Source organism: Microbispora sp. H10885, assembly GCF_014161415.1.
GTDB lineage: Bacteria > Actinomycetota > Actinomycetes > Streptosporangiales > Streptosporangiaceae > Microbispora > Microbispora triticiradicis.
Genome location: NZ_JABBWY010000002.1, coordinates 217776 through 231233, shown reverse-complemented (window position 1 = coordinate 231233; position 13458 = coordinate 217776). Strand labels below are relative to the sequence as shown.

Annotated in this window: 12 protein-coding genes and 3 tRNA genes; 6 read left to right on the top strand and 9 right to left on the bottom strand. The window is 73.9% G+C overall.

The features are described 5' to 3' along the window. Positions 1 to 81 precede the first annotated feature (81 nt). The gene (locus HHX37_RS06080; protein WP_182884784.1) at positions 82 to 1365 is read right to left on the bottom strand and encodes a TIGR03118 family protein; all 1284 of its coding nucleotides are present in this window, start codon (positions 1363 to 1365) and stop codon (positions 82 to 84) included. Between the two features lie 320 nt (positions 1366 to 1685). Between HHX37_RS06080 and HHX37_RS06075 the strand changes: the two genes are divergently transcribed. Next, complete coding sequence (locus HHX37_RS06075; protein WP_111700242.1) at positions 1686 to 2561, top strand: hypothetical protein; 876 nt, start codon at positions 1686 to 1688, stop codon at positions 2559 to 2561. A 158-nt stretch (positions 2562 to 2719) separates the two neighbouring features. Here HHX37_RS06075 and HHX37_RS06070 read toward each other — a convergent pair whose 3' ends face one another. The 5 genes from HHX37_RS06070 to HHX37_RS06050 form a co-directional block, all read right to left on the bottom strand. Further along, positions 2720 to 3709, bottom strand: coding sequence for a sulfotransferase family protein (locus HHX37_RS06070; protein ID WP_182880231.1), 990 nt, complete (start codon positions 3707 to 3709; stop codon positions 2720 to 2722). Positions 3710 to 3793: 84 nt separating this feature from the next. After that, a complete protein-coding gene (locus tag HHX37_RS06065; protein ID WP_111700240.1) occupies positions 3794 to 4267 on the bottom strand; it encodes an ATP-binding protein in 474 nt (157 codons plus the stop codon). 295 nt (positions 4268 to 4562) lie between these two features. Next, complete coding sequence (locus HHX37_RS06060) at positions 4563 to 5813, bottom strand: hypothetical protein (protein WP_182884783.1); 1251 nt, start codon at positions 5811 to 5813, stop codon at positions 4563 to 4565. Positions 5814 to 5971: 158 nt separating this feature from the next. Next, a complete protein-coding gene (gene add / locus HHX37_RS06055; RefSeq protein WP_182884782.1) occupies positions 5972 to 6961 on the bottom strand; it encodes an adenosine deaminase in 990 nt (329 codons plus the stop codon). A 180-nt stretch (positions 6962 to 7141) separates the two neighbouring features. Next, a complete protein-coding gene (locus HHX37_RS06050; RefSeq protein ID WP_182884781.1) occupies positions 7142 to 8638 on the bottom strand; it encodes an LLM class flavin-dependent oxidoreductase in 1497 nt (498 codons plus the stop codon). Between the two features lie 43 nt (positions 8639 to 8681). On the opposite strand from HHX37_RS06050, the gene HHX37_RS06045 reads away from it, so the two are divergent. From HHX37_RS06045 to HHX37_RS06030, 4 genes are all read left to right on the top strand, one after another. After that, complete coding sequence (locus HHX37_RS06045) at positions 8682 to 9386, top strand: DNA polymerase beta superfamily protein (RefSeq protein WP_310740278.1); 705 nt, start codon at positions 8682 to 8684, stop codon at positions 9384 to 9386. 115 nt (positions 9387 to 9501) lie between these two features. After that, a complete protein-coding gene (locus tag HHX37_RS06040; RefSeq protein WP_182884780.1) occupies positions 9502 to 10257 on the top strand; it encodes a DNA polymerase beta superfamily protein in 756 nt (251 codons plus the stop codon). A gap of 140 nt (positions 10258 to 10397) precedes the next feature. Beyond that, positions 10398 to 10631: a hypothetical protein gene (locus HHX37_RS06035; protein WP_138460151.1), complete on the top strand. Its 234-nt coding sequence runs from the start codon at positions 10398 to 10400 to the stop codon at positions 10629 to 10631. A gap of 92 nt (positions 10632 to 10723) precedes the next feature. Further along, positions 10724 to 11317, top strand: a complete 594-nt coding sequence (locus HHX37_RS06030) for a DUF488 family protein (protein ID WP_220502630.1) — start codon at positions 10724 to 10726, stop codon at positions 11315 to 11317. Positions 11318 to 11421: 104 nt separating this feature from the next. Here the strand turns inward: HHX37_RS06030 and HHX37_RS06025 are convergent. From HHX37_RS06025 to HHX37_RS06015, 3 genes are all read right to left on the bottom strand, one after another. Then, positions 11422 to 11496, bottom strand: a tRNA-Val gene (locus HHX37_RS06025). 13 nt (positions 11497 to 11509) lie between these two features. Further along, positions 11510 to 11580 (bottom strand) — tRNA-Cys (locus HHX37_RS06020). 13 nt (positions 11581 to 11593) lie between these two features. Then, a tRNA-Gly gene (locus tag HHX37_RS06015) sits at positions 11594 to 11665 on the bottom strand. Positions 11666 to 11889: 224 nt separating this feature from the next. Between HHX37_RS06015 and hutH the strand changes: the two genes are divergently transcribed. Further along, entirely contained in the window at positions 11890 to 13437 is a 1548-nt protein-coding gene (hutH, locus tag HHX37_RS06010; protein WP_111700235.1) for a histidine ammonia-lyase, read from the top strand. The last annotated feature ends 21 nt before the right edge of the window (positions 13438 to 13458 follow it).

Genomic DNA, 13458 nt, shown 5'->3' with positions numbered 1-13458 from the left:
ACCGCTCCCGGGTGGGGGCGCTCGGCCGCGGGGTGGCGTGTCCGCGACCAAGCGTCGTGAGCTGGGCTTTCGTCCCGATCCTCAGTAGCCGTAGCCGCTTCCGGCGCCGCTTCCGGCGCCGCTTCCGTGGCGGTGCGCGGCCGAAGGCGAGGGTGAGGGGGAGGGCGCCGCCGAGGGGGAGGCGGCGCCGCCGGCGGTGGCGGGGCGGATCAGGCCGAGCAACCCGTGCCGCGCCCTGGAGATCCCGGCGGAGAACCACACCGCGTCGGTGCCGCCGTTTCCGGCCGTGCCCGGTTCGAGGTCCCACAGGCCCTCCAGGGCGATCGCCCCGCCGTCCGCGCGGCGCAGCGGGCCGAGGTAGCGGCCGGTCCGGGGGTTGTACGCGTTGATCCACCCGTCGCCGAAGTTGCCCACGAGCAGCGCCCCGGCGTACGCGCCGAACCCCTGGGGGGCGAGGGTCATCGCCCAGGGCGCGTTGAGCGGGCCGCGGGAGGCGAGGCGCCGTACGAAACGCCCGTCGGCGGTGAACACGCTGACGAACCCGTTGCCCCGCCCCGCGACCGGCTTGCCGGTGCCGGGATCGCGCCGCGCGTACGCGACCATGACGGAGTCGCCGACGATCTCCACGTTGAAGGGGGAGTAGCGGGCGGGCAGCGACGGGTCGCGGAACTGGCGGTTCGACAGCCGCACCCGCCGGAAGTCCTCGTCGAAGACGTGGACGCGGCGGTGGGAGAACGACGGCGCGAGCAGGAACGTGCCGCGGTTGGTGTTCATCAGCGCCAGGCCCTTGTAGTCGGCGCCGCGGGTGAACGCGGCGATGACCGCGTTGCCGGGGTCGGCCTTGGCGCTCCAGGCGGTGATGGCACCGCTCGGGCTGGAGAAGATGAACGAGGCGGGCGCGGTCCCCGCCTTTCCCTTGATCGTGAAGGCGTTCCCGGCGTACGCCACCTGCCCGGTGGGGGTCCCGCCGGGGATCGCGACCGTGGTGGGGGCCTTCCTGACCCCGCCCACGCCGCCCGCGCCGCCGGTGTCGCCGGTGTAGACGGTGGCGGTGCCGGTGCCCGCGTTGGACACCCACAGGGTCGCGCCCATGGCGAGGCCCCAGGGGTTGACCAGCTTCGGGTCCGTGACGGCGGCCTTGCCCGCCACGTCGGAGACCAGGGGGACCTCGGCGAACCGGGTGGACGTGCGCGCCGTCTGAGCGGGCGGGCGGGCAAGGGGACGGGCGAGTGGGTGGGCCTGGTGGCCGGGACGGCTCTCCGCGTGGCGCGAGGCGCCGGCGGCCGAGGCGGGATGGGCCGGGGCCGCGCCGGCGAGCGCCAGCGTGAGCGGCGCGGCGCAGAGCGTGACGATACGTGCCCGCATGGGGCCTCCTGAAAGTGGGTCAGACCTGCGAGGGGTCGGACTGCGAGGGGGTCGGAACGGTGTCGGCATGCCCTTACGCCCGGAGATACGCCCCCCTGCCGCTCCGGGTTCAGTCCCTTTTCCGTCGCAGGTGGGGGCGCGCGCATCGGGGTTTCTGGCCTATCCTGACAAAACCCGCAAACTAAGCGGGTTTTGTATAGAGATGGCCGTCCGATGGCGAGGACGCTTGGCCTCCTCGTCGGGCCGCTGGTAATTGAGGACAGCCAGGAAGGGACGGCGTCCAGCCGCCCACCGTCGTCGCGCACCCACGGAGAAGAGACGTGTTCGCACCGAAGCCGGAACGGTCAGTCGTCGCGATCCCGCCACCCGGAGACGGGCCCGGCTACTGGGCGGGCGCGCCCAGCGCCGTGAGCCGGGACGGGTGGATCTATCTGGCCTACCGGCTGCGCCGCCCGATCGGCTCCGGCCGGGGGTACGCCGTGGAGATCGCCCGGTCGGCCGACGGCGAGCGGTTCGAGCGGATCCTCACGATCACCAAGGACGAGATGAAGACCGAGTCGCTGGAGCGGCCCACGCTCGTGGCGACGCCCGACGGGTCGTGGCGCCTCTACCTCAGCTGCGCCACGTACGGCACCAAGCACTGGCGGGTCGAGATGATCGAGGCCGCCGACCCGGCGGAGTTCGACCCCGCCGACGCGCGGGTCGTGCTCCCCGGCGACCTCAAGACCGGCGTCAAGGACCCGGTCATCCTGCACCACGGCGGCGTGTGGCACCTGTGGGCGTCGTGCCACCCGCTGGAGGATCCCGACGAGGCCGACCAGATGGTCACCGACTACGCCACCAGCGCGGACGGGATCGCCTGGACCTGGCAGGGGACCGCGCTCGACCGGCGGCCCGGCCAGTGGGACTCCCGCGGCGTACGGGTGAGCGCGGTCACCTTCAGCGGGGAGACCGTCATCGCCTACTACGACGGCCGCGCGTCGGCGGCGGAGAACTACGAGGAGCGCACGGGCGTGGCGATCGGCCCCGACCCGTCCACCCTCACCGCGACCGGGACCGCGCCCGTCGCCCAGTCGGAGCACGGGGCGGGCGGGCTGCGTTACCTGTCGGTCGTGCCCGTGCCCGGCGGCCACCGGCTGTACTACGAGCTGACCCGCGCCGACGGGGGCCACGAGCTGCGCACCGAGCTGCGCTGACCACTGACGGCTGCCCACCGCCGCCGACCATCTCCGCCGACCACCGCCGGGCGGGTCCGGGGGCGTCGGCGGACGGCCGGTGAGGCCGGGGCCGCGGGAGCCGGATGTGGGAGCGACGGCGGCCGGAGCACGAGCGGGGCTCGCGCTCCGGCCGGGTGTCACCGCCCGGCCGGCGGGCCGTCCACGCCTCTGACGCGGCCGTTGCGGGCCTGCCGCTGGCCGTCCGGCCGGGCGCCCACCAGGCCGCCCGACCGTTCCCGGGGACGCAGCCAGTCGCCGAAGTCCTCCTCCAGCAGGTCGCGCAGCAGCGCGATGTCGGCGGCGAAGTAGGCCAGCAGCTCCTGGCGCTGCTCCCAGGTGAGCGGCCGCCGGGGCTGCGCGTCGCGCTGCAGCATCCGCTCCAGCGGACTGGTCAGCCGCTGGCCCAGGAAGGGGTCCCCGAGCCGGGCGATCCGGGCGAGGACCCGGTGCCTGCGGCTCTGCCGCGGATGGGCGGTGACGTTCTCCCTGGGCACCTCGCCGACGAGCCCCTGCTCCACCCCCAGGAAGGCGCAGATGCGGTCCAGCGTGTCGGCGGGCCGGTCGACCAGGTCGCGGTAGCGGAAGACCAGCACCTGCTCGCGGGGGAACAGCGTGAACAGGTGCGCGAGCTGCTCGCCGTACCGGCCGAGGCCCACATAGTGCCAGAACGGAGACCAGCCGTCCGCGACGCGCCGCTTCTCGGCGGCGCACGCCTCGATGACGTCGCCGATCGGCTCCAGGCCGGCCGACCACAGGTGCGTCCAGTTGGAGTGCGCCCGTTCCACCGGGTCGCGCAGCGAGACGATCAGCTTCGCGTCGGGGACGGTCTCCCTGATTCGCCGCTGGGCGTCCAGGTCGTACAGGTAGAAGGGGGTGGACTCGCCGGCGAGCGTCCCGGGCGGCGCGTCCGCGAAGAGCGCCTCGTAGTCGGCGCGCCGCCACACGTGCTCGCGGTAGGTCTCCGCGTCGCCCGGCCCGCCCTTGGCCGGCGGCGGGCCGTCGGTGAGGAAGAACTTCGGTTCCTTGACGGGTGACATGAAGAGCCCCGGGTGGCGGGCGAGCGCCGCGTGCAGGGCGGTGGTGCCGGCTTTCGGCACACCGATGACCAGGAAGTCGGGCAGAGCCATGGAAAAGTCCTCCTACTTTCCCGATTAGATTAGTTGGTTTTTGCCCCTTCCCAACGTGAAATCACCACAAATGGGTGTACCCGCTTAGCCGGCGACGAGCCGGATGCGGGTCGCCGGCCACCCGCGCCGCAGGGCGGCCGGGCGCCGCCCGCCGTCGAACCAGATCTCGAACCACACCTCGTTGCGTCCGCCCTCCCGGACCAGTCCCCACCGGTCGGAGAGCATGTCGAGCAGCGGCATGCCGCGCCCGCCCTGGCTCGACGCGTTCGGCAGCGGGTGACCGGCGCAGGGCGGCCCGGCGGAGCCGTCGTCCTGCACGCCGATGCGCACCCGGTCGGGCAGGCACGACACCGTGAGGGTGAACGTGCCGCCGTTCCCCGAGCGGGAGTGGACGACGGCGTTGGTCGCGATCTCGCTCGTGAGCAGGACGCAGTCGTCGTGCCGGGGGTGGCCGCGCCCCAGGGCGGCCGACACGAGCCTGCGCGCCCGCCCCACCTGGTCCCGTCCGCCCGCGAGCCGCGCCACGCGGTTTCCCTCGCCGTCCCCCGAGATCTCCATAGCACTCCTTCAGCGTGGGAGCCGAGTCAGTCGCCGCAGAGTTGACGTCCGCGCGGGCGCCCGCGATGTCACGGGAAAGTAGGAGTGTCCTTGCCCCGAGTCGCCGGAAAGTGTCCGGTATCGGGGGGTGGTAAGCATCCGGGAAAGCGACCCGGAAAGACGCCGCCCGGCGAAGCGGCCGGTCGCGGGACCGCACGGGCTCCGAAAGCTTGCCGGCTCCGGAAGCTCGGTTCCGAAAAGACAGGGCGGCGGGACCGGTTCCCCGGCCCGCCGCCCTGCGACGCGTACGGTCAGGTCAGGAGGCGTCGTGCGCCGCTCCGGCGGAGCCGTTGACGACGAGCACGCGCTCGCGCTCGGGCACCTCGATGGCCGGGAACGTGCCGGTGTCGACGATCCCGTGCTCCCGGTAGGCCGCCTCGATCAGCGCGTGCGCCTGGGGTTCGAGCTTCCACAGCGCCCGCCACTCCTTCGCCACGAGGAGCGGGATGCCGACCTCCTCGACGATGTCGGCGGCCCGGGGGACGTACTTGCGCGCGATCTGCTGGTCCCAGTACTGCCGCGCGGCGCGCATCTGGGTCGCGCGCTGGGCGGTGTCGACGACGGGCGCCGGCTCGGCGGGGAGGTCCTCCTCCTCGTCGTCGATCAGCTCCGCGATCCTCGCGGCGGGCAGCGCCACCGGGGCGGGCGGCTCGGGCTCCGGCCCCCACGGCACCGGCGGGGCGAGGTCGATCAGCGCCGAGGTGTTGTAGAGGGCGCCGATCTGCGACAGCAGCGCCTCCTGCCGCTTCTCGTCCACGGCCAGCCCGGTGTACTCGACGGCCTGGTCCATCGCCTTGTCGAGCCGCGCCATCGCGGCGCGCATCTTGCGGTCCGGCGCCCCGGCCTCGCGCAGCGCCCGGACCCGCTTGGCGGCCAGCGCCACCCGGGTGAGCCTGCGGTGCGCGTCCACCTCGCTCGCCGTACGGTCGCTCACCTCGGCCAGGCCGACCCGGACCAGGATCCGCTCGGGGGTCAGCCGCCAGTTGATGCGGCCGCGGCCGGTGATGCGGACCCGCTCGATCGCCATGCCGCGTTCCCACAGCCAGGCGGCCACGAGCGGGGCGGCGAGCCGGAACACGGCCTCGGCGACGCTGCGGGCGTCCATGCTCGACAGGACCGCCGACAGGCAGGTGAGCGCCCAGACGGCGACGCCGTCGATGCCGGCGGAGTAGTTCTCCCGCATGTTGCGCCGGGCCCGTACGGCGCTGGTGATGACGGCGACCTCGATGAAGGCGAACAGCAGGAGCCGCAGCGGCCCGTCGAAGCCGAGCACGTCGCCGGAGAAGCGCCACATGCCCTGCGCGGACACGCCGGTCGCGATGCTGGCGGCGACGATGGTGAGGACGTCCTCGGTGGGACGGCCGGCCGCCCAGCGGCGGAACAGGCGGATGAGGGCGCGGAGCGCGAAGAAGGCCAGGACCAGCAAGACCAGGGCGATGACGCTGATGATGACTGTCTCGACCGGATGGGCCGACACGAAGGCGGTTAGTTGGTCAATGGGGGGCATCAGTCACGGTCTCTCGATGTCCGATGGTTTTTCCCGAGATCATCCCAGAAGGGCAGGCCTCCGCGGGGGGAAACACGCCTGACTCGCGCCACTTGGCTCATGTCCGGTCACAGAGACGCCTTTTCATTCACCGTCGTCCGCCCGGCATCACCGGACACTCAGGAGGCGGGGCCGGCGAGCCAGGCGTCCACGTCGCGGCGCAGCGCCCGCTTCGTCGCCTCCGGCGCGAAGGACGCGTCCACGGAGGCGCGGGCGAGCCCGGCCAGCGCCGCGTCGTCGTAGCCGAAGACCTCCCGGACCCTGGCGTACTCGTCCGTCAGGGTGGTCCCGGTGACGGACGGGATGTCGGTGTTCAGCGTGACGGCGAGCCCCGCCTCGCGCAGCCGTGGGAACGGGTGGGCCGCGAGGCCGTCCACCAGGCCGAGCACGACGTTGGACGACGGGCACACCTCCAGGGGGATGCCCCGCTCGCGCACCTCGGCGGTCAGATCCGGGTCCTCCAGCACCCGGACGCCGTGGCCCAGGCGCTCGGCCCGCCCGACCGTGATCGCCTCGCGGACGCTGCCGGGGCCCTCGATCTCGCCCGCGTGGTGCACGACGTGCAGGCCCGCGTCCGCCGCGTCGGCGAAGACCTCGGCGAACGGCGCCAGCGGGTAGGACTCCTCACCGGCCACTCCGACGCCGAGCACGCCGTCCCCGGCATACCGGGCCGCGAGCTCCACGGTGCGCCGGGCCCGCTCGACCGGCCGCCGCCGCGAGTGGTCGAGCAGCACCCCGCACTCCACGCCGTACGCCGCGCGCCCCTCGGCGAGGCCGGCGAGCACGGCCTCCAGCGGCATCTCCGGGGAGCCGAGCCGTTCGCCGTGCGAGGCCGCGGTGAAGGTCACCTCCGCCCACCGGGTGCCCTGCGCCGCCTCGTCCGCGCAGAACTCCACGGCGATCCGATGGAAGTCCTCCGGCCGGACCAGGCACTCCCGTACGAGCGAACCATGGTCGGCGAACTCGCGGAAGCCGGCGAAGGGCCCGGCGGGGCGGGCGGGCACGGGCAGGCCGTTGGCCGCCGCGATCTCGGCCAGCGTGTCCGGCCGGACCGTGCTCTCCAGGTGGACGTGCAGGTGGGCCTTGGGCAGCAGGGCGAGATCGCGCACGGCGGCAGCGTAGGCGCGCGGGCCCCGCCGCCGCACCCCGGTTTCCGGCCGCGCCCGGCTGCCCGCGCCCGGATACCGGCGCCCGGATACCGGCGCCCGGATACCGATGCCCGGGTGCCGATGCCCGGGTGCCGGCGCTCAGGTGCGGGTGCCCGGGTGCCGGTGCTCAGGCGCCGGTCCTCAGATGTCGAGGCCGAGGCGGGAGATGGGCTCGACGAGCTCCTCCTCCTCGTACCGCAGGTGCGACAGCAGCACGTCCGACAGCAGGTCCACCTGCGCGCGGACGCCGTCGAGCCGGTCCGGGTCCTCGATCATCGCCACGAGCGCGGCGTCCAGGCCGGTCAGCACCTCGGCGATCACCTCGTGCTCCTGCTCCAGCCGCTCGACCACCGGCGCCAGCGACCCCTGCGCCGCCGCCAGCATCGGGAACATGTGCTCGTCCTCGATCGTGTGGTGGGTGGTCAGCAGCCGGCAGTACGACGCGCAGAAGGTGCCCAGCGTCCAGTAGTTCTGCCGCATGGTGAGCTCGTTGATCATCGAGCGGAGCGCCGCGGCGTCGGAGCGGCCCGCGGCGACCTGCTCCAGCGCGTCCCTGATCTGGGTCAGCTCGCGGCGCAGGTGATCGTGGATGAGCACGAGCCGCTGCCCGGCCGCCCGCTGCTGCGGCGTCAGCGCGGCGGGATCCCGCTTGGGCAGCCGCGGCCGGGTGGCCTCGTCCAGGGCGGCCGGCGCCGAGGCCGCGGCCCGCCGGTCGGCGGGGGCCACCGCGTCCTCGTCCGCCCGTCCGGCCCGTCCGCGCTCCCGTGCCACCGCCTCGCGTACGGCGGGGGCGACCTCCTCGGCGAAGACCTTGAGGTCCCTGTCGTCGTCCACCGCGAGCACGAAGACGCTCATGCCGTGGTCCCGCACGAGACCGGCGAGCCGCTCGGCCCACACGGCGGGCGGCCCGTCCAGGAACCCCTCCCCGGCGGCGCCGGAGAACCGTCCCTCGATGTTGTAGACGCGGCGGATCCCGGCGGGATCGCGCCCGGCCCGTTCGGCGGCGGCGTCCAGGATCGCCGTCATCGCGCCCAGGTCGTCCGGCGCGGCGTACCCCGACGAGGGCACCCAGCCGTCGCCGAGCCGGCCGGTCAGCTCCAGCATGCGCCGCTTGTACGCGCCGATCCACAGCCCGATCGGATGCGGGGGGAACGGCCCCGGCCGCGCGCCCTCCAGCCGGTAGTGCCGGCCGTCGAGCCGTACGCCCTCGCCGGGCGTCCACAGCGCGCGCAGGACCGCGACGGCCTCCTCCAGCGCCTCGACCGCGTCGCCGGGGTCGCGGCGCGGACCGCCCATGGCCGCGACACCGTCCCAGAACGCCCCGGCCCCGAGCCCCAGCTCCACCCGGCCGCCGCTGAGGATGTCGAGCGACGCGGCGGCCCTGGCCAGCACCGCTGGTGGCCGCAGCGGGAGGTTCACCACGTCGGGGAACAGCCGCACCCGCTCCGTGCGCGCCGCGAGCACCGACAGCAGCGTCCAGGTGTCCAGGAACGACGGCTGGTACGGGTGGTCCTGGACGCCGATGACGTCGAGGCCCAGCTCGTCGGCCAGCACGGCCTGCCGCACGATCCGGTGGTGTCCCGCCGCGTCCGGCCTGAGGAAGGCCCCGAACCACAGGTCATGCCCAAAATCGGCCATTAATTCGCTACCTTTCCGCGTCCCGACCCGGGAGCCTACCTTTGTGAGAAGATCCGGCGACATGACCCCGGCGGCCCCCGCGGGCAGCATCCTGTCCGTCGTCGCCGGCTCACGCGCGTACGGGCTGGAGACGGGGGAGTCGGACGTCGACCGGCGCGGCGTGTTCGTGACGCCCACGGCGAGGTTCTGGCGGCTCGACAAGCCGCCCGACCACGTGGAGGGGCCGCTGCCCGAGCAGTTCTCCTGGGAGGTCGAGCGGTTCTGCGTGCTCGCGCTGGAGGGCAACCCGGCCGCGCTGGAGTGCCTGTGGTCGCCGCTCGTCGAACTGGTCACCCCGCCGGGGGAGCGGCTGCTGGCGATCCGCCGGGCGTTCCTGTCGCGCCGGGCGGAGCGGGCCTTCGCCGGCTCCGCGGACCGGCAGTTCCGCCGCCTCCGCCCGGACGACCCGCCGCGGCCCGGCGGCGACGCGAGGCGGTGGAAGATGGCCATGCACATGATCCGGCTGCTGCTCGGCGCCTCGTCTCTGGCCCGGCACGGGGAGCCGCTGGTCCGCGTGGGCGCCCACCGCGACCGGCTGCTGGCCGTACGCCGTGGGGAGACGCCCTGGCCCGAGGTGCTGGAGTGGCGCGGGCGCCTGCTGGCGGAGCTGGCTCGGCTGGACGACCGGTCCGGGAGCGCGCTGCCGGACCGGCCGGACCGGGCGGCCGCCGAGGAGTTCCTGATCGAGGTGCGGAGGTCGGCTCTGTGATCGTCCCGAAGGCGAGCGTCCCGAAGGCGAGCGTCCCCAAGGCGAGCGTGACAAGAGGGGAGCGTGACGAGAAGGGACCGTGGCGAGAGGTGGGCGTGACGGGAGGGGAGGCGCCGTGACCGCCGTCCTGCCGTCCTGGCTGCCCGAGGTGGCCGCGGGCGAGCGGCATCCGCTCGCCTTCGCCACCGTGAGCGGCGCGCACCTCTACGGATTCCCCTCGGTGGACTCCGACGTCGACCTGCGGGGCGTGCACGTGCTGCCCGCCGAGGAGGTCGTCGGCCTGCGCACGGGCGAGGAGACCGTGATCAGGACGTGGGTGCGCGAGGGCGTGGAGGTCGACCTCGTGACCCACGACCTGGCCAAGTTCTGCCGCCTGCTGCTCGGCCGCAACGGGTACGTGCTGGAACAGCTCCTGTCGCCCCTGGTCGTGCGGACGTCCCCGCTGCACGAGGAGATGCGCTCCCTCGCGGCCGGCTGCCTCACCCGGCACCACGCGCATCACTACCTGGGCTTCGCCCGCACCCAGCGGCGGCTGTTCGACCGTACGGGGGAGCTGAAGCCGCTGCTGTACGCGTTCCGGGTGCTGCTGACGGGCATCCGCCTGATGCGCACCGGCGAGCTCGTCGCCGACCTGACCCTGCTCCTCGACGGCGCGCCGTCCTACCTGGCCGGCCTGATCGCGGCCAAGCGCGCGGTGGAGCACGGCGCGCCCCCGGACGACGCGCCCGGCCGGGAACGTCTCGCGGCCGACCTCGACGCCCTCACCGCGGCCCTGGAGGACGCCGGCGCCTCCTCCGCGCTGCCGGACGCCCCTTCGGCCCACGACGCCCTGCACGATCTCGTCGTACGGACCCGCCTCGCCGGGCGGTGAGAAGGGCCCAGGAAAGGCCGGAAAAGCCGGAGAAAGGCCGCCGAAACGGGACGGGACACGCGAACAATGTGGGGTGCCGCCCCGCGTCGCGGGCTCATCACGGATAATGGGCCAAGCCGCCATCACACCAGGAGAACGCTTTGACCACCCAGACCGGCAAAGACAACCTCGACCTGGCCGCGAGCGCGGAGGCACTGGCCGACAGCGCGCCCACCGGATCGCTGCGTCACGCGGCCGCCAAATCGGTCGCGATCACCTTCGCCACGACCCGTGACGCCGCCCAGGCGCGCGACACGTTGAACGGCCTCGCTCCCGACGACGTACGGCGGGCCGCGCTGGAGCTCTTCGACGAGCTCTTCGCCCGGGCCGACTGACTCGCGGGCCTTGGGAGACCGACCGTCCGGGGGCCCGGCCGGTCGTCCCGTCGCCGTGCCCATGGCCGCCCTCCGGCTGACGGAGGCCGTGCGTGCGAGACCAGATCGTCAGGAGCCGGCCGGCGCCGGGGAGCGCCGCCGAGGGCGAGCCGGCCCCTGCCCCCGTGACGCTGCTGACCTTCGGGCACGGCATCGCGCCGCGTGCGGAGCTGATCCCGCTGCTGCGCGGCGCGGGTGTGCGGCAGGTGGTGGACGTCAGGACCGCCCCGGGCAGCAGGCGCAACCCCGACGCCGCCCGGGCGGCGCTGGCGGGCTGGCTGCCGGACGCGGGGATCGGCTACCGCTGGGAGAGCCGGCTGGGCGGGTTCCGCAGGGCCGCTCCGGACTCGCCCGACGTCTTCTGGGAGAACGCCTCGTTCCGGGGATACGCCGGACACACCCGGCAGCCGGAATTCCTGGCCGCCGTCGCCGATCTGCTGGCGGGGGCGCGCACGGCCCGGACGGCCGTCATGTGCGCGGAGAGCCTGTGGTGGCGCTGCCATCGGCGGATCATCGCCGATTTCGTGATCCTCGCGCGGGGAGCCCGGGTGCTGCACCTGTCGCATGACGGACGGCTCGCCGAACACGTGCCGACCTCCGGCGCCCGCCTCCGCGACGACGGTCTCCTCGTCTACGACCAGACCTGACCCGCCGCCCCAAGCCGCTCCGACCGCCCCACCGGGCGGCGGGATCGTCCGGTGTGCGGCCCGGATACGCCGATGGCCTCCTCGATCGAGGAGGCCATCGGCGGTGGTGGGCGATACTGGGATTGAACCAGTGACCTCTTCCGTGTCAGGGAAGCGCTCTCCCGCTGAGCTAATCGCCCTTGGTGAACCAAGAGGTGGAGACGGGATTTGAACCCGTGTACGCGGCTTTGCAGGCCGCTGCCTCGCCTCTCGGCCACTCCACCGGGTTGATCTCCGAGCGGAAGACGGGATTCGAACCCGCGACCCTCACCTTGGCAAGGTGATGCTCTACCACTGAGCCACTTCCGCGTCCCGGCTCTCGGCCGGACTCACGCGAAGCACTTTATCCAATCTCCGGCGACTCCCCAAATCAGCGACGTTCGCCCTGCTCACGCCGTGAGTCCGGATGACCCTCGGGTGTCGTGGGAGCCGGACTCCGGCTGATGGGGCCGGGACGGGAGGGGCTGGAGAGAATCCCCGGATGTAAGGACCTAATCTAAAATACGGTGGTTACCAAACGAAGGGGTGGGACGATGCACGACGACGAGGTCGTGGCCGTCGGTCCCGGGCCGCTCGCCTTCGCCGACGTGGTCCGCGTCGCGAGGGACGGAGCGCCGGTGCGGCTGACGGACGACGCGATCGCCGAGATGGCCGCGTCGCGGGGGAGGATCGAGGAGCTGGCCGAGGCCGACACCCCGGCGTACGGTGTCTCCACGGGCTTCGGCGCGCTCGCCACCCGGCACATCGACCCCTCGCTGCGCGCCCGGCTCCAGCGCAGCCTCGTCCGCTCGCACGCGGCGGGCTCCGGGCCCGAGGTGGAGACCGAGGTCGTCCGGGCCATGATGCTGCTGCGCCTGCGCACGCTCGCCACCGGGCACACCGGCGTACGCCCGGTCACGGCCCGGGTGCTGGAGTCGCTGCTGAACGCCCGGCTCACCCCGGTCGTCCACGAGTACGGCAGCCTCGGCTGCTCGGGGGATCTCGCGCCGCTCTCCCACGTCGCCCTGACGATCATGGGTGAAGGGGTCGTGCGGGACGCCGGGGGACGCCTGCGGCCGGCCGCCGAGGCGCTCAAGGAACACGGCGTCGAGCCCGTCGAGCTCGCCGCCAAGGAAGGGCTGGCCCTGGTCAACGGCACCGACGGCATGCTCGGCATGCTCGTGCTGGCGCTGCACGACCTGTCCACGCTCCTCACCACCGCCGACATCGGCGCGGCCATGAGCGTGGAGGCGCTGCTCGGCACCGACTACGTGTTCGCGGCCGATCTCCAGGCGTTGCGGCCCCACCCCGGCCAGGCCCTGGCCGCGGCCAACATGCGGGCGCTGCTCGCGGGATCGGGCGTGATGGCCTCGCACCGCGACGGCTCGTGCACCCGCGTCCAGGACGCCTACTCCCTGCGCTGCGCGCCGCAGGTCGCCGGGGCCGCCCGGGACACCCTCGCCCACGCGTCGGCCGTGGCCGCCCGGGAGATGGCGAGCGCGATCGACAACCCGGTGGTGCTCGCCGACGGCCGGGTCGAGTCCAACGGCAACTTCCACGGCGCCCCCGTGGCGTACGTGCTGGACTTCCTGGCCATCGCGGCGGCCGACCTCGCCTCGATCTCCGAGCGGCGCACCGACCGCATGCTCGACGTGGCCCGCAGCCACGGCCTTCCGGCGTTCCTCGCCGACGATCCGGGCGTCGACTCGGGCCACATGATCGCGCAGTACACCCAGGCGGCGATCGTGTCCGAGCTCAAGCGGCTGGCGGTCCCGGCGAGTGCGGACTCGATCCCGAGCTCCGCGATGCAGGAGGACCACGTCTCGATGGGCTGGTCGGCCGGGCGCAAGCTGCGCCGCGCCGTCGACGGGCTCACCCGCGTGCTCGCGATCGAGGTGCTCACCGCCGCGCGGGCGCTCGACCTGCGCCGGCCGTACGAACCGGCGCGGGGGACGGGCGCGGTCGTCGCGGCGCTGCGCGAGGCGGTGGCCGGACCCGGGCAGGACCGCTTCCTGGCGCCGGAGATCGAGGCGGTCGTCCGGCTCGTCGCGAGCGGCACCGTGGCCGCCGCCGCCGAGTCCGCCGTCGGGCCCCTCGCCTGACCGGCCCCTACCGGAAGGCCG

Coding starts and splice junctions, on each gene's coding strand:
- HHX37_RS06080 (WP_182884784.1), bottom strand. CDS start 1,365: ATGCGGGCACGTATCGTCACGCTCTGCGCCGCGCCGCTCACGCTGGCG.
- HHX37_RS06070 (WP_182880231.1), bottom strand. CDS start 3,709: ATGGCTCTGCCCGACTTCCTGGTCATCGGTGTGCCGAAAGCCGGCACC.
- HHX37_RS06065 (WP_111700240.1), bottom strand. CDS start 4,267: ATGGAGATCTCGGGGGACGGCGAGGGAAACCGCGTGGCGCGGCTCGCG.
- HHX37_RS06060 (WP_182884783.1), bottom strand. CDS start 5,813: ATGCCCCCCATTGACCAACTAACCGCCTTCGTGTCGGCCCATCCGGTC.
- HHX37_RS06050 (WP_182884781.1), bottom strand. CDS start 8,638: ATGGCCGATTTTGGGCATGACCTGTGGTTCGGGGCCTTCCTCAGGCCG.
- hutH (WP_111700235.1), top strand. CDS start 11,890: ATGCACGACGACGAGGTCGTGGCCGTCGGTCCCGGGCCGCTCGCCTTC.